This is a genomic window from Limnohabitans sp. YIMB22184 (assembly GCF_048020265.1).
Lineage (GTDB): Bacteria > Pseudomonadota > Gammaproteobacteria > Burkholderiales > Burkholderiaceae_C > Limnohabitans_A.
On the sequence record NZ_CP171843.1, the window covers coordinates 2,612,855 to 2,629,485 of the forward strand.

General features: G+C 59.5%; 22 protein-coding genes. 1 reads left to right on the forward strand and 21 read right to left on the reverse strand.

What is annotated here, in order from left to right; genetic code table 11:
• Nucleotides 1-15 precede the first annotated feature (15 nt).
• From ACHEXL_RS11945 to glpK, 18 genes are all read right to left on the reverse strand, one after another.
• The gene (locus ACHEXL_RS11945) at nt 16-1,008 is read right to left on the reverse strand and encodes a DNA-directed RNA polymerase subunit alpha (protein ID WP_108428697.1); all 993 of its coding nucleotides are present in this window, start codon (nt 1,006-1,008) and stop codon (nt 16-18) included.
• Nucleotides 1,009-1,108: 100 nt separating this feature from the next.
• Nucleotides 1,109-1,732 (reverse strand): 30S ribosomal protein S4, encoded by a 624-nt coding sequence (gene rpsD, locus ACHEXL_RS11950; protein ID WP_090044615.1) that lies wholly within the window; start codon nt 1,730-1,732, stop codon nt 1,109-1,111.
• Between the two features lie 85 nt (nt 1,733-1,817).
• Nucleotides 1,818-2,222: a 30S ribosomal protein S11 gene (gene rpsK / locus ACHEXL_RS11955; protein ID WP_019429279.1), complete on the reverse strand. Its 405-nt coding sequence runs from the start codon at nt 2,220-2,222 to the stop codon at nt 1,818-1,820.
• Between the two features lie 19 nt (nt 2,223-2,241).
• Nucleotides 2,242-2,607: a 30S ribosomal protein S13 gene (gene rpsM / locus ACHEXL_RS11960; RefSeq protein WP_062407210.1), complete on the reverse strand. Its 366-nt coding sequence runs from the start codon at nt 2,605-2,607 to the stop codon at nt 2,242-2,244.
• 24 nt (nt 2,608-2,631) lie between these two features.
• Nucleotides 2,632-2,745 carry a 50S ribosomal protein L36 gene (gene rpmJ / locus ACHEXL_RS11965; RefSeq protein ID WP_011481465.1) on the reverse strand — a complete coding sequence of 38 codons (114 nt, stop codon included), beginning with the start codon at nt 2,743-2,745 and terminating at the stop codon, nt 2,632-2,634.
• A 103-nt stretch (nt 2,746-2,848) separates the two neighbouring features.
• Nucleotides 2,849-4,168, reverse strand: a complete 1,320-nt coding sequence (gene secY / locus ACHEXL_RS11970; protein ID WP_416559652.1) for a preprotein translocase subunit SecY — start codon at nt 4,166-4,168, stop codon at nt 2,849-2,851.
• Nucleotides 4,169-4,190: 22 nt separating this feature from the next.
• Nucleotides 4,191-4,622: a 50S ribosomal protein L15 gene (gene rplO / locus ACHEXL_RS11975; protein ID WP_416559653.1), complete on the reverse strand. Its 432-nt coding sequence runs from the start codon at nt 4,620-4,622 to the stop codon at nt 4,191-4,193.
• A 10-nt stretch (nt 4,623-4,632) separates the two neighbouring features.
• The gene (rpmD, locus tag ACHEXL_RS11980) at nt 4,633-4,815 is read right to left on the reverse strand and encodes a 50S ribosomal protein L30 (RefSeq protein ID WP_089951917.1); all 183 of its coding nucleotides are present in this window, start codon (nt 4,813-4,815) and stop codon (nt 4,633-4,635) included.
• A 14-nt stretch (nt 4,816-4,829) separates the two neighbouring features.
• Entirely contained in the window at nt 4,830-5,348 is a 519-nt protein-coding gene (gene rpsE, locus ACHEXL_RS11985; RefSeq protein WP_090044609.1) for a 30S ribosomal protein S5, read from the reverse strand.
• A gap of 17 nt (nt 5,349-5,365) precedes the next feature.
• Nucleotides 5,366-5,731 carry a 50S ribosomal protein L18 gene (gene rplR / locus ACHEXL_RS11990; protein WP_019429273.1) on the reverse strand — a complete coding sequence of 122 codons (366 nt, stop codon included), beginning with the start codon at nt 5,729-5,731 and terminating at the stop codon, nt 5,366-5,368.
• A gap of 11 nt (nt 5,732-5,742) precedes the next feature.
• A complete protein-coding gene (gene rplF, locus ACHEXL_RS11995) occupies nt 5,743-6,276 on the reverse strand; it encodes a 50S ribosomal protein L6 (protein WP_416559654.1) in 534 nt (177 codons plus the stop codon).
• A 13-nt stretch (nt 6,277-6,289) separates the two neighbouring features.
• Complete coding sequence (gene rpsH, locus ACHEXL_RS12000; RefSeq protein WP_108428701.1) at nt 6,290-6,685, reverse strand: 30S ribosomal protein S8; 396 nt, start codon at nt 6,683-6,685, stop codon at nt 6,290-6,292.
• An 18-nt stretch (nt 6,686-6,703) separates the two neighbouring features.
• A complete protein-coding gene (rpsN, locus tag ACHEXL_RS12005; RefSeq protein ID WP_053172533.1) occupies nt 6,704-7,009 on the reverse strand; it encodes a 30S ribosomal protein S14 in 306 nt (101 codons plus the stop codon).
• Nucleotides 7,010-7,017: 8 nt separating this feature from the next.
• On the reverse strand, nt 7,018-7,557 hold the full coding sequence (gene rplE / locus ACHEXL_RS12010) for a 50S ribosomal protein L5 (protein WP_108428710.1): 540 nt from the start codon (nt 7,555-7,557) through the stop codon (nt 7,018-7,020).
• Between the two features lie 2 nt (nt 7,558-7,559).
• Nucleotides 7,560-7,880, reverse strand: a complete 321-nt coding sequence (gene rplX / locus ACHEXL_RS12015) for a 50S ribosomal protein L24 (RefSeq protein WP_062407194.1) — start codon at nt 7,878-7,880, stop codon at nt 7,560-7,562.
• Nucleotides 7,881-7,889: 9 nt separating this feature from the next.
• A complete protein-coding gene (rplN, locus tag ACHEXL_RS12020) occupies nt 7,890-8,258 on the reverse strand; it encodes a 50S ribosomal protein L14 (RefSeq protein ID WP_108428702.1) in 369 nt (122 codons plus the stop codon).
• Nucleotides 8,259-8,536: 278 nt separating this feature from the next.
• The gene (locus tag ACHEXL_RS12025) at nt 8,537-10,159 is read right to left on the reverse strand and encodes a glycerol-3-phosphate dehydrogenase/oxidase (protein ID WP_416559655.1); all 1,623 of its coding nucleotides are present in this window, start codon (nt 10,157-10,159) and stop codon (nt 8,537-8,539) included.
• Nucleotides 10,156-11,658, reverse strand: coding sequence for a glycerol kinase GlpK (glpK, locus tag ACHEXL_RS12030; protein ID WP_416559656.1), 1,503 nt, complete (start codon nt 11,656-11,658; stop codon nt 10,156-10,158). Before glpK ends, ACHEXL_RS12025 begins: the two co-directional genes overlap by 4 nt.
• Before the next feature lie 88 nt (nt 11,659-11,746).
• Here glpK and proC point away from each other — a divergent pair, with 88 nt between their 5' ends.
• A complete protein-coding gene (proC, locus tag ACHEXL_RS12035; RefSeq protein WP_416559657.1) occupies nt 11,747-12,568 on the forward strand; it encodes a pyrroline-5-carboxylate reductase in 822 nt (273 codons plus the stop codon).
• 26 nt (nt 12,569-12,594) lie between these two features.
• Here the strand turns inward: proC and ubiA are convergent, their stop codons facing one another.
• The 3 genes from ubiA to recG all read right to left on the reverse strand — a co-directional run bounded on the left by ubiA (nt 12,595) and on the right by recG (nt 16,606).
• The gene (gene ubiA, locus ACHEXL_RS12040) at nt 12,595-13,446 is read right to left on the reverse strand and encodes a 4-hydroxybenzoate octaprenyltransferase (protein WP_416559658.1); all 852 of its coding nucleotides are present in this window, start codon (nt 13,444-13,446) and stop codon (nt 12,595-12,597) included.
• Between the two features lie 111 nt (nt 13,447-13,557).
• A complete protein-coding gene (locus ACHEXL_RS12045) occupies nt 13,558-14,520 on the reverse strand; it encodes a LysR substrate-binding domain-containing protein (protein WP_416559659.1) in 963 nt (320 codons plus the stop codon).
• Nucleotides 14,521-14,536: 16 nt separating this feature from the next.
• Entirely contained in the window at nt 14,537-16,606 is a 2,070-nt protein-coding gene (gene recG, locus ACHEXL_RS12050; protein WP_416559660.1) for an ATP-dependent DNA helicase RecG, read from the reverse strand.
• Nucleotides 16,607-16,631: the final 25 nt, after the last annotated feature.

Sequence of the window (16,631 nt, forward strand, 5' to 3'; positions counted from 1 at the left end):
TCCGGGAACTTCGTATTATCGCTTTTCCAGACCCGCTGGCGGCCAGGCTTCGAGCTTCATACCCAAAGTCAAACCGCGGGAAGCCAAAACTTCCTTGATCTCGTTGAGTGACTTGCGACCCAAGTTAGGGGTCTTAAGCAACTCGTTCTCGGTGCGCTGAATCAGATCACCGATGTAATAAATGTTTTCTGCTTTGAGGCAGTTGGCCGAACGAACCGTGAGTTCAAGCTCGTCCACAGGTCGCAGCAAGATCGGATCGAAGCTGCCGGCACCACCGCGCTGCGCTGGCTCGTTGAATGCAGACAATTCGCTGCCTTCAAGTTGCGCAAACACCGCCAATTGCTCCACCAGAATCTTGGCCGAAGAGCGCACGGCATCTTCTGCCGTGATCGCGCCGTTGGTCTCGATTTCGATGACCAGCTTGTCCAGATCGGTACGCTGCTCAACACGCGCGCTTTCGACGGTGTAGCTCACACGCTTGACGGGCGAGAAAGAAGCGTCGAGCACGATGCGACCCAAAGCCTTGGTGGGCTCATCGGCAAAACGGCGCATGGTGCCAGGCACATAGCCACGGCCCTTTTCGACCTTGATCTGCATGTCCAGCTTGCCGCCTTGCGACAAATTGGCAATGACGTGATCAGGGTTGATGATTTCCACGTCGTGAGGCGTCTGGATGTCAGCGGCCGTCACGGCGCCTTCGCCGTCTTTGCGCAAACTCAGCGTCACTTCGTCGCGGTTGTGCAGCTTGAAAACAACACCCTTGAGGTTCAACAGGATGTTGACCACGTCTTCTTGAACGCCGTCGATGGACGAGTATTCATGCACGACGCCAGCGATTGTCACTTCAGTGGCGGAATAACCCACCATGGAAGACAACAAAACGCGACGCAGCGCATTACCGAGCGTATGGCCATAGCCACGCTCGAATGGCTCCAACGTGACTTTGGCACGGTTGGCAGCCAGTTGCTCGACTTGAATAGCTTTGGGTTTCAACAGATTGGTTTGCATTCAGACTTCCTCTCAATACCCCCGGTTCGTTACACCGGTAAGGCTGATGAAGCACCCTGCCCACAATGCCTTGTGCGCCGGGAACGATTGAAACGACGTATTAACGTGAATACAGTTCGACGATCAACGATTCGTTGATGTCTGCAGCGAATTCATCGCGATCAGGCACTTTCTTGAAAGTACCTTCAGCCTTGTCGGCGTTGACTTCGACCCAAGCGGGCATGCCCACTTGAAGAGCCAATTGCAAGGCTTCGACCACGCGGTTCTGCTTCTTGGACTTTTCGCGCACAGCGATCACGTCACCGGCCTTGACCAGGTAAGAAGGAATGTTCACGGATTGACCGTTCACAGTGATGGCCTTGTGCGACACCATTTGGCGTGCTTCAGCACGTGTGGAACCAAAGCCCATGCGGTACACGACGTTGTCGAGACGGCACTCCAGCAGACCCAAGAGGTTGGAACCTGTGTTGCCCTTGCGGCGATCGGCTTCGGCAAAGTAGCGGCGGAATTGCTTCTCCAGCACGCCGTACATGCGCTTGACTTTTTGCTTCTCGCGCAATTGCAGACCGTAGTCAGATGTGCGCTGACCCGAAGTGCGGCCATGTTGACCAGGCTTGGAGTCGAATTTGGACTTGTCCGCAATGGAGCGGCGTGCGCTCTTGAGGAACAGATCGGTGCCTTCGCGGCGAGAGAGTTTGGCCTTGGGGCCGAGGTAGCGTGCCACTTGATTTTCCTTTATGCAACTGCCGCATCAGAAATGCGGGAGCCAGGCGATGCAAGCATGGCCTGGCGGTGGGCTTGGTTTGAAATTAGATACGACGACGCTTCTGAGGGCGGCAGCCGTTGTGCGGGACCGGTGTCACGTCGGCGATCGAAGTGATACGGATTCCCAATGCACCCAGGGCACGAACCGAAGACTCGCGACCAGGACCTGGGCCCTTGATTTCGACGTCCAGGTTTTTGATGCCTTGTTCTTGTGCAGCACGACCTGCGACTTCAGATGCGACCTGGGCTGCAAAAGGTGTCGACTTGCGCGAACCCTTGAAGCCTTGGCCACCCGAAGAAGCCCACGACAAGGCGTTGCCCTGGCGGTCGGTGATCGTGATGATGGTGTTGTTGAAAGACGCGTGCACGTGTGCGATGCCGTCGGCAATGTTCTTGCGGACTTTTTTGCGAACACGTTGTGATGCGCTGTTGGATTGTGCTTTAGCCATGGTGGTCTCTCAGTCCTGCTTATTTCTTCAGAGCCGCTGCGCCTTTGCGCGGACCCTTGCGAGTGCGTGCATTGGTGCGTGTACGCTGACCGCGCATGGGCAAACCGCGACGATGACGGAAACCGCGGTAGCAACCAATGTCCATCAAACGCTTGATGTTCATGGTGGTTTCGCGGCGCAGATCACCTTCAATGGTGAAAGCTGCGATCTGGTCGCGGATTTTCTCGAGATCAGCGTCCGTCAGATCCTTGATCTTTTTGGAATAAGCGATGCCGGAAGCTTCGCAGATTTGTCGAGCGCGGGTGCGTCCAATACCGAAAATGGCGGTCAGGCCAATTTCAGCATGTTTGTGCGGCGGAATGTTGATGCCAGCGATACGTGCCATTTTCGTCCTCTAAAACTAATTCAATCAGCCTTGACGCTGCTTGTGACGTGGATCTGTGCAAATCACACGAACAACGCCTTTACGGCGAATGATTTTGCAGTTGCGGCAAATTTTTTTCACCGAAGCCGAAACTCTCATGGTTCTCTCCTAAAACTCGTCTAACCCTGGACTTTGCTGACCAGGTGAAAATTGTGGCCCTGCGCAAAACACAGGGATCTTTACCAAACCCGAACCAAGTCACTCAGGACTTGAAACTCGCCTTCTTCAAAAGCGAATCGTATTGTTGCGACATCAAGTAATTTTGTACTTGTGCCATGAAATCCATGGTCACGACCACAATGATCAGCAACGAGGTGCCGCCAAAGTAAAACGGAACATTGTATTTCAGAATCAGAAACTCAGGCAGCAAACACACGAAAGTGATGTAAGCCGCGCCCACTGCCGTCAATCGCAGCAAGATCTTGTCGATGTATTTGGCTGTCTGATCACCTGGGCGAATGCCTGGAATGAAGGCCCCGCTTTTCTTCAAGTTGTCTGCTGTTTCACGGCTGTTGAAAACCAACGCGGTGTAGAAAAAGCAGAAAAACACGATGGCTGCGGCATAGAACATTACATAGACAGGCTGTCCAGGCGCCAAAGCATTGGCTACATCCTTGAAGAATCGAACGACCACACTCTCAGACGAGCCCGAACTGAACCAGCCAATCAGGGTTGCAGGCAACAAAATGATCGACGAAGCGAAGATCGGGGGGATCACGCCTGCCATGTTCAGCTTGAGTGGCAAGTGCGATGACTGTCCGCCATACACCTTGTTACCCACCTGACGGCGTGCGTAATTCACCAAAATCTTGCGCTGCCCGCGTTCCACGAAGACCACGAAATAAGTGACCAACGCCACCACCACAATGATCATCATCGAGACCAAGGGGTTCATGGCTCCCGTGCGCACCAGTTCAAACAAACCGCCCAATGCACTGGGCAACCCAGCAGCGATGCCTGCAAAGATCAGGATCGAGATGCCATTGCCCAAGCCGCGCTCAGTGATTTGTTCGCCCAACCACATCAAGAAGATGGAGCCAGCGGTCAAACTCACCACAGCCGTTATGCGGAAACCCATGCCAGGATTGATGACCAAACCTGCAGAAGCCTCCAACGCTACGGCGATACCGAACGATTGAAAGATGGCCAGACCCAAAGCACCAAAACGTGTGTATTGAGTAATTTTCCTGCGGCCGGCTTCGCCTTCCTTCTTCATCTGCTCAAAGGCAGGCAAAACATAGGTCAGCAACTGCATCACGATGGACGCAGAAATGTACGGCATGATGCCCAAGGCAAAAATGGTAAACCGCGACAGCGCACCACCCGAGAACATGTTGAACAGGTTCAGGATGCCGCCCTGCTGACCATTGAACAACTGCTTGAGCTGCTCAGGGTCAATGCCGGGAACCGGAATGTGAGCGCCCGCACGGTAAACCACCAGCGCGAGCAGCAAGAACAGGAGTCGGCGACGGAGGTCTCCGAACTTGTCTGTCTTGGCTGTCTGATTAGCGCTGGTTGCCACGGTGTGTCTCGCCTCTCAACATTCAGGCCACGGAGCCACCAGCAGCTTCGATCGCTGCTTTGGCACCTGCAGTCGCACCAATGCCTGTCAGTTTGACGGCTTTGGCGAGTTCGCCTGACTTGATCACCTTGACCACTTTGGCCATTTGCGACACCAAACCGGCTTGTTTCAATGTCAACACATCCACTTCAGACAAGTCCAGACGGGACAAGGTCGTCAAAGTGATTTCTGCGTTGTACTTGAGCAAATGTGACTTGAAGCCACGCTTGGGCAGACGACGCTGCAAAGGCATTTGACCGCCTTCGAAGCCCACCTTGTGGTAGCCACCCGAACGGGACTTTTGACCTTTGTGACCACGGCCGGCGGTTTTACCCAGACCCGAACCGATACCACGGCCCACACGACGTGCGGCGTGCTTGGAGCCTTCTGCGGGCTTGATGCTATTGAGTTCCATCATCGGCCTCTTAGAGAACTTTGACCAGGTAGCTGATCTTGTTGATCATGCCGCGCACGGCGGGCGTGTCTTGCAACTCGCTCACAGAGTTCAGCTTGCGCAAGCCCAGACCACGCACAGTGGCGCGATGGGACTCTTTGGTGCCAATCGGGCTGCGAACCAGTTGGACTTTCACGGTAGATTGTGTCGTCATGTTCGATCTCCAGTTCAGCCGAACAACTCTTCAACCGACTTGCCGCGCTTGGCCGCCACGTTGGAAGCTGTTGTGCAATTGGACAAAGCGTCCAAAGTGGCACGAACCATGTTGTAAGGATTGGACGAACCATGGCTCTTGGCCACGATGTCGGTGATACCCACCACTTCGAACACAGCGCGCATAGGACCACCAGCGATGATGCCGGTACCTTTGGGGGCTGGTGCCATCATGACGCGGGCAGCGCCGTGGTGACCGTTCACCGCGTGGTGGATCGTGCCGTTCTTGAGGTGAACTTTGGCCAGGTTGCGACGGGCTTCTTCCATCGCCTTTTGCACGGCAGCAGGCACTTCTTTCGACTTGCCCTTGCCCATGCCGACTTTACCGTCGCCATCACCGACCACAGTCAAAGCGGCGAAACCGAGGATACGGCCACCCTTGACCACCTTGGTCACGCGGTTGACCGCGATCATCTTCTCGCGCAGACCGTCTTCAGGACCGTCGCTCTGCGGTTTTGCTGTAAATTTAGCCATTTGTAACTCCGATCCGTTTAGAACTGCAGACCTGCTTCACGGGCCGCTTCGGCCAAAGCCTTGACACGACCGTGGTAAGCGAAACCTGCGCGGTCGAAGGCGACCTTCTCAACGCCAGCAGCTTTTGCTTTTTCAGCAATGCGCTTGCCAATGACTGCGGCAGCAGCGGCATTGCCGCCTTTGCCTGTAGCGCCCAGAGCCGTGCGCACTTCGGCTTCAGCTGTAGAGGCACTGGCCAACACTTTGGTACCGCAGCCAGAAATAACGCTGGCGTAGATGTGCAGGTTGGTACGGTTCACGGTCAAACGGGCCACGCCTTGCTGTGCAATGCGGATGCGTGTTTGACGTGCACGACGGAGACGCTGCTCTTTCTTGGTCAACATGATGCAGCTCCTTATTTCTTCTTAGTCTCTTTGATCGTGATCTTCTCATCCGAATAACGGATGCCTTTGCCCTTGTATGGCTCAGGAGGACGAACAGCACGAATCTCAGCGGCAATTTGGCCAACACGCTGACGGTCGGCACCCTTGATCACGATTTCAGTCGCGCTAGGGGTGGCCACCGTGATGCCCGCAGGCATGTCGATGTTGACGGGGTGTGAATAACCAACAGCCAGGTTCAACTTGGCGCCAGAGGCAGCCGCCTTGTAACCCACGCCAACCAGGTTCAACTTCTTTTCGAAGCCTTTGGTCACGCCAGTCACCATATTGTTCACCAGCTGACGCAAGGTGCCGCTCATGGCATTGGCTTCACGCGAATCATTGGCGGGGGCAAAGCTGAGCTTGCCACCTTCGTTGTTCACGGTCACCAGGGTGTTGGCGGCGATGGCCAGCTGACCACCAGCGCCCTTCACACTGATTTGTGTTGCATTGATCGACACATCCACGCCAGCGGGGATGATCACAGGCATTTTTCCTACGCGGGACATTCTTTTTCTCCCTTTAAGCGACGTAGCACAGCACTTCGCCGCCGACACCGGCTGCACGCGCTTTGCGATCGGTCATCACGCCCTGAGGGGTGGTGACGATGGCCACGCCCAAGCCGTTTTGGACTTGAGGAATAGCATCACGGCCTTTGTACACACGCAGGCCAGGGCGGCTCACGCGCTCAATGCGCTCGATCACGGGGCGACCAGCGTAATACTTCAGGGCGATTTCGAGAACGGACTTGCCGTCTTCGGATTTGACTTGGAAGCCGTCAATGTAGCCTTCATCTTTCAGCACTTGGGCGATGGCCACCTTCACTTTAGAAGATGGAACCAACACGTTGGCTTTCGAAACCATTTGTGCGTTGCGGATGCGGGTCAACAGATCGGCAATAGGATCACTCATGCTCATGTTGTTCTCTCCTGCCGATTACCAGCTGGCCTTGGTCACGCCCGGAATATTGCCTGCGAAGGCAAGTTCACGGATCTTGGCGCGGCCCAGACCAAATTGACGGAACGTACCGCGTGGGCGACCGGTGATTTCACAGCGGTTGCGTTGACGGGTCGGGTTGGCGTTGCGCGGAAGCTTTTGCAGACCCAGACGGGCAGCTGCACGCTCTTCATCACTGCGCTTGGCATCGTTGGCGATGGCTTTCAATTCCGCGTATTTTTTCGCGAATTTGGCCGCCAGTTTTTCACGCTTGAGCTCACGCTCGATCAAAGCTACTTTAGCCACGTGACACCTCAGTTCTTGAAGGGGAAGCGGAAAGCCGCCAGAAGAGCTTTGCACTCCTCGTCCGACTTGGCCGTTGTGGTGATGCTGATGTTGAGACCACGCAAGGCATCGACCTTGTCGTACTCAATCTCAGGGAAAATGATCTGCTCTTTGACGCCGATGTTGTAGTTGCCACGGCCATCGAAGGCGCGGCCAGAAATACCACGGAAGTCACGAACGCGAGGCAGAGCCACGGTCACGAAACGGTCCAGGAATTCGTACATCTGAACGCCGCGCAGAGTGACCATGCAACCAATAGGCTGTTGCTCACGGATCTTGAAGCCGGCAATCGCTTTCTTGGCCTTGGTCACCACAGGCTTCTGGCCTGCGATTTTGGTCAAGTCGCTCACGGCGTGGTCCATGACTTTCTTGTCAGCCACCGCCTCAGACACACCCATGTTCAAAGTGATCTTGGTGATGCGAGGAACCTGCATAGGCGACTTGTAGCCAAACTTGGCTGTCAGGTCAGCAGCGATTTTCTCGCGGAAGAGTTTTTGCAAACGTGCCATGCTCATGCCACCTTGATTTCTTCGCCGCTGGACTTGTAAACGCGAACGCGTTTGCCGTCAGCTTGCAGCTTGATGCCCACACGATCAGCCTTGCCAGTTGCAGCGTTGAAAATCGCCACATTGGATTGGTGAATCGGCATGGCCTTTTCGATGATGCCGCCAGTTGTGCCCTTCATGGGGTTTGGCTTGGCGTGCTTTTTGACGATGTTGATGCCGTCGATCAACAGGTGCGAATCGCTGGCGCGCGACGACACTTTGCCGCGCTTGCCTTTATCACGACCTGTGATGACGATGACTTCGTCGCCTGTGCGAATCTTGTTCATGGCGCGTCCTTACAGTACTTCAGGAGCCAGGGACACGATCTTCATGAACTTCTCGGTACGCAGTTCACGCGTGACCGGGCCGAAGATGCGGGTGCCGATGGGCTCCAACTTGGCGTTCAGCAACACAGCGGCGTTGCCATCGAATTTGATGAGCGAGCCATCGCCACGGCGGATGCCTTTGGCAGTGCGAACCACCACAGCACTGTAGATCTCGCCTTTTTTGACGCGACCACGTGGGGCGGCTTCTTTAACGCTCACTTTGATGATGTCGCCAACACTTGCATAGCGACGCTTGGACCCGCCGAGCACCTTGATGCACAGCACGGACTTGGCGCCGGTGTTGTCGGCCACATCCAACCGAGATTCTGTCTGGATCATTTCTTTGTTCCCAACTTGTATTTCTCGCCCACAAGCCTTGCAGCCCGCACGCAGAAATCAGTCTTGGACCCGTCATTCACACCGCAAACCACTCGCAGCGCTTCAGATTGGGCAGATACTTACGCCTTTTGCAAGGCGAAGCCCACGATTATGCTCGAAAAGCGAGCGTCACGCAACAGGTTTTGCAAAAAATTTGCAAGGAATCGGCCCACAGGCGTCCATTCGGCTGATTTTTTGACCATTTGGGCCGGTCCATCAGCCGCCGCGCCTGCCCTCACTCAAGGACAGTGGGCATATTCAGCGGCCAACGCTTCAAAGGCCGCCTGTCCCGGATCGATGGCCAGCTCCTGCCTCAAGATCTGCGCAACTGTGGGTGCCAGCGCCTTGGCCAATGTGGCATCCAGAAAAAGACAGCGGGACCGCCTGGCCAGGACATCTTCTACGCTGCGCGCATATTCATATCGCGCCGCAAACCTCACCATGGCCTCGGTCAGCCCGGGGGCCAACGCCACTTGAGCACCCGGCAAGCCCTCTAGCCAACCCTGCTCAGACCCATACAGGTGCGCACCCGCAGGCCCAGTCAGCTGTGGATGCCACTCGCCCACGTTGAGTGCACCAATCAACCGGTCATTTTCTGTCACCGCACGCCCAGCAGGCTTCAGCCCCGCCAAGCGTCTGGCTTGTTGCATCACGTCTTGCGCCATGGCACTGTAAGTGGTCCATTTGCCCCCTGTGACCGTCACCAAGCCAGCGCTGGACACCTCGATGTGGTGTTCCCGGCTGATTTTCTGGGTCAGCCCACTGGCATCAGAGGACGACGAATCGGCACGCACCAAGGGCCTCAGTCCAGCCCACGCACTCAAGACATCGCTGCGTCCGGGTGCTTTTTTCAAATAACGCCCAGCCTCCTTCAGGATCAAATCCACTTCTTCACTGGCCGGACGGGGTTCGATGGGGGCATCAGGGCGCGCCGTATCCGTGGTCCCCAGCAAGACCTTGCCCAGCCAGGGCACCGCAAAAAGCACCCGGCCGTCGGCCGTTTTAGGGACCAGCAAAGCCTTGTCGCCCGGCCAAAACGAAGCATCGACCACCAAATGAACCCCTTGGCTGGGCGTTACCAAGCGAGTCATCGCCTGCTTTTGCTGGTGACCATCGGCCAAACGCAGGTCATCCACCCAGACACCCGTGGCATTGATGACACAAGCCGCTTTCAGGTCGAATGCCAGACCTTGTTCGGCGTCTTGCGCCCGCACGCCCGCTACACGGCCATTCTCATAGAGGAGATGCTGGACAGACACCCGGTTGACCACGCACGCCCCCTTGCTGGCGGCTGACCGGGCCAAGGCCAAGGCCAGACGCGCGTCGTCAAATTGACCATCCCAATACTGCACACCACCACGCAAACCCTCCACGCGAACACCCGGTATCGACGCCTGCGTCATCTGGGCATTCAGAAAGCGGGTTTTGCCCAAACTGGCCGAAGCGGCCAGGCACTCATAAAGTTTGAGTCCCGCACCATAAAACGCCTGTTCACCCCGGCGATAAGTGGGCATGACAAAGGCCAAGGGCTGGGCCAGATGGGGGGCCCGCTCAAGCAAGCCGAGCCTTTCGTGCAGCGCCTCCCTCACCAAAGGCCAATGGCCTTGCGCCAAATACCGAACGCCGCCGTGCACCAGCTTGGTCGATCGCGAGGACGTGCCCTGGGCAAAGTCACGGGCCTCCAGCAATGCCACTTTCAAGCCTTCTCGCGCAGCCTGCCAAGCAACGCCCAATCCGGTCGCGCCGCCGCCCACGACCAGCAAGTCCCAAACTTGGGGTTCGGTCAAACGGGCCAGCAAATCTTCGCGGCGTGTGGGCACAGGCGCGGCAGAAGCCGCCAAGAAATGATTCGACACCTTCATGCCCTGGCCCAGGATCGGGACCGATCGACCGCCTCACGCCAGCGCGCGGCAAACTGCTGGCGCTGCGCCGCGTCCCATTCAGGCTCAAAGCGGCGCTCCTCCTGCCATTGCGCCGATATTTCATCGGCACCCGACCAAAAGCCCGTGGCCAGCCCCGCCAAATAGGCGGCGCCCAGCGCGGTGGTCTCGGTCACACGGCTGCGCACCACGGGCACGCCCAGCACATTGGCCTGGATTTGCATGAGCAGATTGTTTTGACAGGCCCCGCCATCCACACGCAACTCGGTCAAGGCCAAACCACTGTCACTGGCCATGGCCGAGAACACATCGGCGGTTTGCAAGGCAATGGCCTCTAGGGCCGCTCGTGCAATGTGGGCTCGCCCGGTGCCCCGCGTCATGCCGACCAAGGTGCCTCGGGCGTGTCCGTCCCAATCGGGCGTGCCCAGGCCCGCAAAAGCTGGTACCAAAAACACGTCCCCGGTATCTGCCACACTGGCCGCCAAGGCCTCCACCTCCGGCGCGCTTTGAATGATTTGCAAACCGTCGCGCAGCCACTGCACCGTCGCACCCGCCATGAAAACAGAGCCTTCCAAGGCATAAGCCCTTGAACGCGCAGACCCGGCCGGGCCTTGCCAGGCGACCGTGCTGAGCAGTTGGTTACGGCTGGTCACGGGGCGATCGCCTGTGTTCATGAGCATGAAGCAACCCGTGCCGTAGGTGTTTTTGGCCATGCCAGGCGCAAAACAGGCCTGCCCAAACAAGGCCGCTTGCTGGTCACCTGCCAACCCGGCAATCGGCACAGGGGCTCCCAATAACGCGGCATCGGTTTCGGCCACAACGCCGCACGAGGGCAGCACCTGGGGCAAGACGGCCGCAGGAATATTCAACAAGGCCAGCATCTCGGCATCCCAAGCGCCGGTTTGCAAATTGAACAGCAGCGTGCGGGAGGCGTTGCTGGGGTCGGTGGCGTGCACACGCCCACCCGTGAGCTGCCAGACCAGCCAGCTGTCCATGGTGCCAAAGGCCAGCTCGCCCCGCTCGGCGCGGGCCCGTACGCCGGGCACATGGTCCAGCAACCAAGCCAGCTTGGTGCCCGAAAAGTAAGCATCCAGCACCAGCCCGGTTTTGCGGGCAATGCGGCGGGCATGGCCTTGGGCCCGCAAGGCCTCGCACCGATCCACGGTGCGGCGGTCTTGCCAGACAATCGCCGGGGCGACCGGCTGGCCTGTTTGGCGGTCCCACAGCACGGTGGTTTCACGCTGGTTGGTCAGCCCTATCGCTCGCAACTGATGCGCCGAAATTCCCGCTTGGGCCATGGCCGCCTGCATGACCGCGTATTGGCTGTGCCAGATGTCCAATGCATCGTGCTCAACCCAAGCGGGCCGAGGGAAATATTGGGTAAATTCGCGCTGTGCCATGGCCACGGGCTGGCCTGCGTGGTCAAAAACCACCGCACGCGAGCTGGTGGTCCCCTGGTCGAGAGCAAGGATGTAGTCCATTTCTGTGAGGCTACCCCAAACTCATGACAACAAAAAGCGACAATTCCCGGATTGACTTTCGGCATCAGACACACAAGGGACACCCGACATGACCACCTCTCACCACATCGCCTTCATCGGCGGCGGCAACATGGCCAGCGCCATCATTGGCGGCCTGATCCGCCAGGGCATGACGCCCGCACAGTTCACCGTGGTCGAGCCCTTTGCCGACACCGCGGCCAAGCTGCAGCGCGACTTCGGCATCACCGCCTTGCCTGCCGCTGGCCCCGCTTTGGCCCAGGCGGACCTGGTGGTCTGGGCGGTCAAGCCGCAAGTCTTCAGCGAAGCCGCCGCCCCCGTCATGCCGCACACCCGAGGTGCGCTGCACCTGTCGGTGGCTGCTGGCATCCGCACCGACAGCATTGGCCGCTGGGTCGGCACCGAGCGCGTGGTGCGCTGCATGCCCAACACCCCGGCGCTGGTGGGCCAGGGCATCACCGGCTTGTTTGCCTGCCCATCGGTCACCGCTGGCGACAAAGCACTGGTGGAGCAAGTGATCGGCACTACCGGACAATACCTGTGGGTGCAACAAGAGTCGCAGCTGGACGCGGTGACCGCCTTGTCCGGTTCCGGTCCGGCCTATGTGTTTTATTTCCTTGAAGCCATGACCGAAGCGGGCGTGGGCATGGGCCTGAGCGCCGAGCAGGCCTACCAACTGGCCGTGGCCACGTTTTCGGGCGCGTCTTCGCTGGCGGCGGCCTCGAGCGAATCACCCGAAGTGCTGCGCCAGCGCGTCACTTCCAAAGGCGGCACCACTTATGCAGCCCTCACCGCGATGGAAGCGGCCGGGATCAAACCCGCTTTTGTCAAAGCCATGCAAGCGGCCGAGCACAGGGCGCGTGAATTGGGCGACGAATTCGGCAAAGTCTGAGCAGTGCCCTGTGCAGGTCGGCAGCGTCAGCCGTAGGACAAGACCACGCCTACAAACACGCTGAACCCCAGCCAGTGGTTCAACCGAAACGCCTTGAAGCAGCCCTCGCGGCTGCGCTGGCGGATCAGGAAATAGTGCCAAACCACCTGGCCTGCCGAGACCGCCCAGGCCAGCCAGAACCACAGGCCTTGCTGGAGTGCGTCCAGCAGCCAGGCCCAAATGCACAAATAGGCCACATAAAAACCCATGATGGCGGGCACATCCTTGTCGCCCAGCGTGATGGCCGAGGTCTTCATGCCGATCTTCAGGTCATCGTCGCGGTCCACCATGGCGTATTCGGTGTCGTAAGCCAGCACCCAAAACAAGTTGCCCAGCAGCAAACCCCAAGCCAAAAGCGGCACTTGCCCTTGCACCGCCGCAAACGCCATCGGGATGCCGAAACTGAAGGCCACGCCCAAAACCGCCTGCGGCATGGACACATAACGCTTGGCATAGGGGTAGACCAGGGTCACGGCCAGCGCCGCGAAAGACCAGGCGATGGTGGCCGAGTTGGTGGTGAGCACCAAGCCAAACGCGCACAGGGCCAGCACAGCGCCAAGCCCCAAAGCTTCACGCGTGCCGATGCGTCCACTGGTCACCGGGCGGTTGGCCGTGCGTTTGACGTGCTTGTCAAAGTCGCGGTCGGCCACGTCATTGATGCAGCACCCGGCGCTGCGCATGAGGATGGTGCCCAGGGTGAACACCACGACCAGCTGCCAACCCGGAAAGCCCCCGGCGGCCACCCACAAGGCGGCCAATGAAGGCCAAAGCAACAGCAACCAGCCTGCAGGCCGGTTCCAACGGATCAAATCCAGATACAGCTTGAGTTTGTCGGTCATGGGTGAATTATCCGTGTGCCGATGTCATGTGGGAGGCCGCCCCTGCGGCCGAATGCATGCCGTGGCTCAAGCCCACATTCGCGAGCAGGGGCTCGCTCCCACAGACAGCACTCAGGACAGGCGCGTCACGCCCGGCAGCGGGCAGGCATAAATGGCATTGCGCATGGCGGCAATCGCTTCGTAACGGGTGTAGCTGCGGCGCCAGGCCAGCACCACGCGGCGGGTAGGGGGCTTGCCGCCGGCCGGGTCCACGATGGGCAGGTAGCGCACAGGCGCATCGTGCCGCCCGCCCGAGCGCTTGAGCACGGGCTTGAGTTCGGGCACCGACAGGCGGGGCACCAGCGTCACGCCCATGCCCGCGGCCACCATGTGTTTGATGGTCTCCAGCGACGAGCCTTCAAAGGTCTTGCGGATGCCTTCGGTCTGGCTGGCGTAGCGGGCAAACTCGGGGCAGACCTCCAGCACATGGTCGCGAAAGCAGTGGCCCGTGCCCAGCAACAGCATGGTTTCGTTTTTCAGCTGATCGGGGGTGATGAACGCCTCTTTGGCCAGCGGGTGGTTCAGCGGCAAGGCCGCCATGAACGACTCGTCGTACAAAGGCGCCACCGCCAGCCCCGACTCGGGGAAAGGCTCGGCCAGGATGGCGCAGTCGATCTCGCCCGTGCGCAGCATCTCCAACAGGCGCACGGTGAAGTTTTCTTGCAGCATCAGCGGCATTTGCGGGATGTCGGTGATGATCTGGCGCACCAGGTCGGGCAGCAAATACGGCCCAATGGTGTAGATGACCCCCAGCCGCATGGTGCCCGACAGGGGGTCTTTGCCGCGCTTGGCAATCTCCTTGATCTCGGCGGCCTGCTCCAGCACGCTTTGCGCCTGGCGCACGATCTCTTCGCCCAGGGGGGTGACCGACACCTCGCTGGCGCTGCGCTCGAACAGCTTGACCTCCAGCTCTTCTTCCAGCTTCTTGATGGCCAGCGACAGCGTGGGTTGCGACACGAAGCAGGCCTCGGCCGCCTTGCCAAAATGCTTTTCGCGGGCCACGGCCACGATGTATTTGAGTTCGGTCAGGGTCATGGGTGCTATTTGAACATCAAGCCTTCAAATATTCGGATTTTCCGCCCAGCCAGCGGTGGATGTGCCGCTCGGCCAGTTGCGGGTGCTGGTCCAGCATCTGCGGCGCCAGGGCGCGGGCCCAGTCCAGCAAATGGCCGTCGGCCTCCAGATCGGCAAAACGCAGCAAAGGTGCACCCGACTGGCGCGCCCCCAAAAACTCGCCCGGCCCCCGAATCTCCAGATCGCGCCGGGCGATCTCGAAACCGTCGTTCGTCTCCACCATGGCGCGCAGCCGCTCGCGGGCGGTCTCGCTCAAGCGTCCGCCTTCTGGCGTGCCGTACAGCAACACGCAGGCCGACGCCGCCGCGCCCCGGCCCACCCGGCCGCGCAGCTGGTGCAACTGGGACAGGCCAAAGCGCTCGGCATGCTCAATCACCATCAGCGAAGCATTGGGCACGTCCACCCCCACCTCGATCACCGTGGTGCTGACCAGCACCCCCATCTGCCCGCTGGTGAACAGGTCCATCACCGCCTTCTTTTCGGCCACCGGCATGCGCGAATGCAGCAGGCCCACCATCACGCCCGGCAGAGCCTCGCTCAGCTCGGCATGGGTTTGCGTGGCGTTGGTCAGGTCCAGCGCTTCGCTCTCTTCGATCAGCGGGCACACCCAATACACCTGCCGCCCCTGCTGAATCTGGGCCCCGATGCGCTCGACCACTTCATGGCGGCGGTGGTCCGACACCACCCGCGTCACGATGGGCGTGCGCCCCGGCGGCAACTCGTCGATCACCGACACATCCAGATCGGCGTAATAGCTCATGGCCAGCGTGCGCGGGATCGGGGTGGCCGTCATCATCAGCATGTGCGGCTCCATGCCGGGGGCCTGCATCTTGCCGCGCAAGGCCAGGCGCTGGGCCACACCAAAGCGGTGCTGCTCGTCGATGATGGCCAGCGCCAGGTTTTTGAACTTGACGTGCTCCTGAATCACCGCGTGCGTGCCCACCACCAGCGCAGCCTCGCCCGACTCGATCAGCGCCAGCATGGCGGCGCGTTCTTTCTTCTTCTGGCTGCCAATCAGCCAGGCCACTTTCACGCCCATCGGCTCCAGCCAGCCCACCAATTTGGCAAAGTGCTGGGTGGCCAAAATCTCGGTCGGCGCCATCAGCGCGCATTGCCAGCCAGCATCGACGGCCACCATGGCCGCCAGCGCCGCCACCACGGTTTTGCCCGCGCCCACATCGCCTTGCAGCAAGCGGTGCATGGGCACATGACGGGCCAAGTCTTGGGCAATTTCGCGGCCTACGCGCTGCTGGGCATTCGTCAGCCCAAAAGGCAAGGCCGCCAAAAGCTGCCCATACAGCCCTTGGCCCTTGAGCTTCAGGGCCGGGGCCCGCAACAAATCGCGCTCGCGCTTGGCGGTGAGCTGCGACAACTGCTGCGCCAGCAACTCCTCGCACTTCAGGCGCACCCAGGCCGGGTGGCTGCGGTCTTCCAAAGCGGCCAGCGACACATCGGGCGTGGGGTGGTGCAAAAACTGCAGCGCGTCGCGCAGCGACCAAGCCCCACGCGGGTCCGGCCAGGGCACGCCCGGGGGCAAAGTCTCGCTCAGGTTGGCATGGTTTAGCCCGGTGATCACGGCGCGGCGCAAATAGGCTTGGGCCAAACCCGCCACAGTGGAATACACGGGCGTCAGCGCCTCGGCCAACTGGCCGCCTGCCGCCTTGAACGTGGGATGCATCATGGTCAGGCCCATGAAACCACCCTTGACCTCGCCCCGCGCCCGGATGCGGCTGCCCACCGCCAACGCCTTCTGGTGCGAGGGGTAGAAGCTGAAAAACCGCATCACGCAAGTGTCCGAGCCGTCATCCACCGTGACCAAGAGCTGGCGGCGCGGGCGCATCGTGATCTCGCAAGCCGTGACGGTGGCCTCGATCTGCGCGGTATCGCCTTCGCGCACATCGCGCAACTTGACGATGCGGGTCTCGTCCTCATAGCGCAGCGGCAGGTGCAGCGCGAGATCGATGTCACGAACCAGCCCGAGCTTGATCAGCGCCTTTTGGGGCGCGGACAGCGTTTTGGCAGGCGTGGATGCTGGCTTGGGGGGCATCCGCTGATTGTGCCTTTTCAAACCG

What these genes read in the sequence shown, in the direction of transcription:
- ubiA (WP_416559658.1), bottom strand. Translation starts at nt 13,446, where the DNA reads ATGACCGACAAACTCAAGCTGTATCTGGATTTGATCCGTTGGAACCGG.
- rplO (WP_416559653.1), bottom strand. Translation starts at nt 4,622, where the DNA reads ATGGAACTCAATAGCATCAAGCCCGCAGAAGGCTCCAAGCACGCCGCA.
- ACHEXL_RS12045 (WP_416559659.1), bottom strand. Translation starts at nt 14,520, where the DNA reads ATGACCCTGACCGAACTCAAATACATCGTGGCCGTGGCCCGCGAAAAG.
- recG (WP_416559660.1), bottom strand. Translation starts at nt 16,606, where the DNA reads ATGCCCCCCAAGCCAGCATCCACGCCTGCCAAAACGCTGTCCGCGCCC.
- rplF (WP_416559654.1), bottom strand. Translation starts at nt 6,276, where the DNA reads ATGTCCCGCGTAGGAAAAATGCCTGTGATCATCCCCGCTGGCGTGGAT.
- rplE (WP_108428710.1), bottom strand. Translation starts at nt 7,557, where the DNA reads ATGGCACGTTTGCAAAAACTCTTCCGCGAGAAAATCGCTGCTGACCTG.
- rpsH (WP_108428701.1), bottom strand. Translation starts at nt 6,685, where the DNA reads ATGAGCATGAGTGATCCTATTGCCGATCTGTTGACCCGCATCCGCAAC.
- rpsE (WP_090044609.1), bottom strand. Translation starts at nt 5,348, where the DNA reads ATGGCTAAATTTACAGCAAAACCGCAGAGCGACGGTCCTGAAGACGGT.
- proC (WP_416559657.1), top strand. Translation starts at nt 11,747, where the DNA reads ATGACCACCTCTCACCACATCGCCTTCATCGGCGGCGGCAACATGGCC.
- rplR (WP_019429273.1), bottom strand. Translation starts at nt 5,731, where the DNA reads ATGTTGACCAAGAAAGAGCAGCGTCTCCGTCGTGCACGTCAAACACGC.
- rpmD (WP_089951917.1), bottom strand. Translation starts at nt 4,815, where the DNA reads ATGACGACACAATCTACCGTGAAAGTCCAACTGGTTCGCAGCCCGATT.
- ACHEXL_RS11945 (WP_108428697.1), bottom strand. Translation starts at nt 1,008, where the DNA reads ATGCAAACCAATCTGTTGAAACCCAAAGCTATTCAAGTCGAGCAACTG.
- rplN (WP_108428702.1), bottom strand. Translation starts at nt 8,258, where the DNA reads ATGATCCAGACAGAATCTCGGTTGGATGTGGCCGACAACACCGGCGCC.
- rpsK (WP_019429279.1), bottom strand. Translation starts at nt 2,222, where the DNA reads ATGGCTAAAGCACAATCCAACAGCGCATCACAACGTGTTCGCAAAAAA.
- ACHEXL_RS12025 (WP_416559655.1), bottom strand. Translation starts at nt 10,159, where the DNA reads ATGAAGGTGTCGAATCATTTCTTGGCGGCTTCTGCCGCGCCTGTGCCC.
- rpmJ (WP_011481465.1), bottom strand. Translation starts at nt 2,745, where the DNA reads ATGAGAGTTTCGGCTTCGGTGAAAAAAATTTGCCGCAACTGCAAAATC.
- rplX (WP_062407194.1), bottom strand. Translation starts at nt 7,880, where the DNA reads ATGAACAAGATTCGCACAGGCGACGAAGTCATCGTCATCACAGGTCGT.
- rpsM (WP_062407210.1), bottom strand. Translation starts at nt 2,607, where the DNA reads ATGGCACGTATCGCTGGCATCAACATTCCGCCGCACAAACATGCTGAA.
- glpK (WP_416559656.1), bottom strand. Translation starts at nt 11,658, where the DNA reads ATGGACTACATCCTTGCTCTCGACCAGGGGACCACCAGCTCGCGTGCG.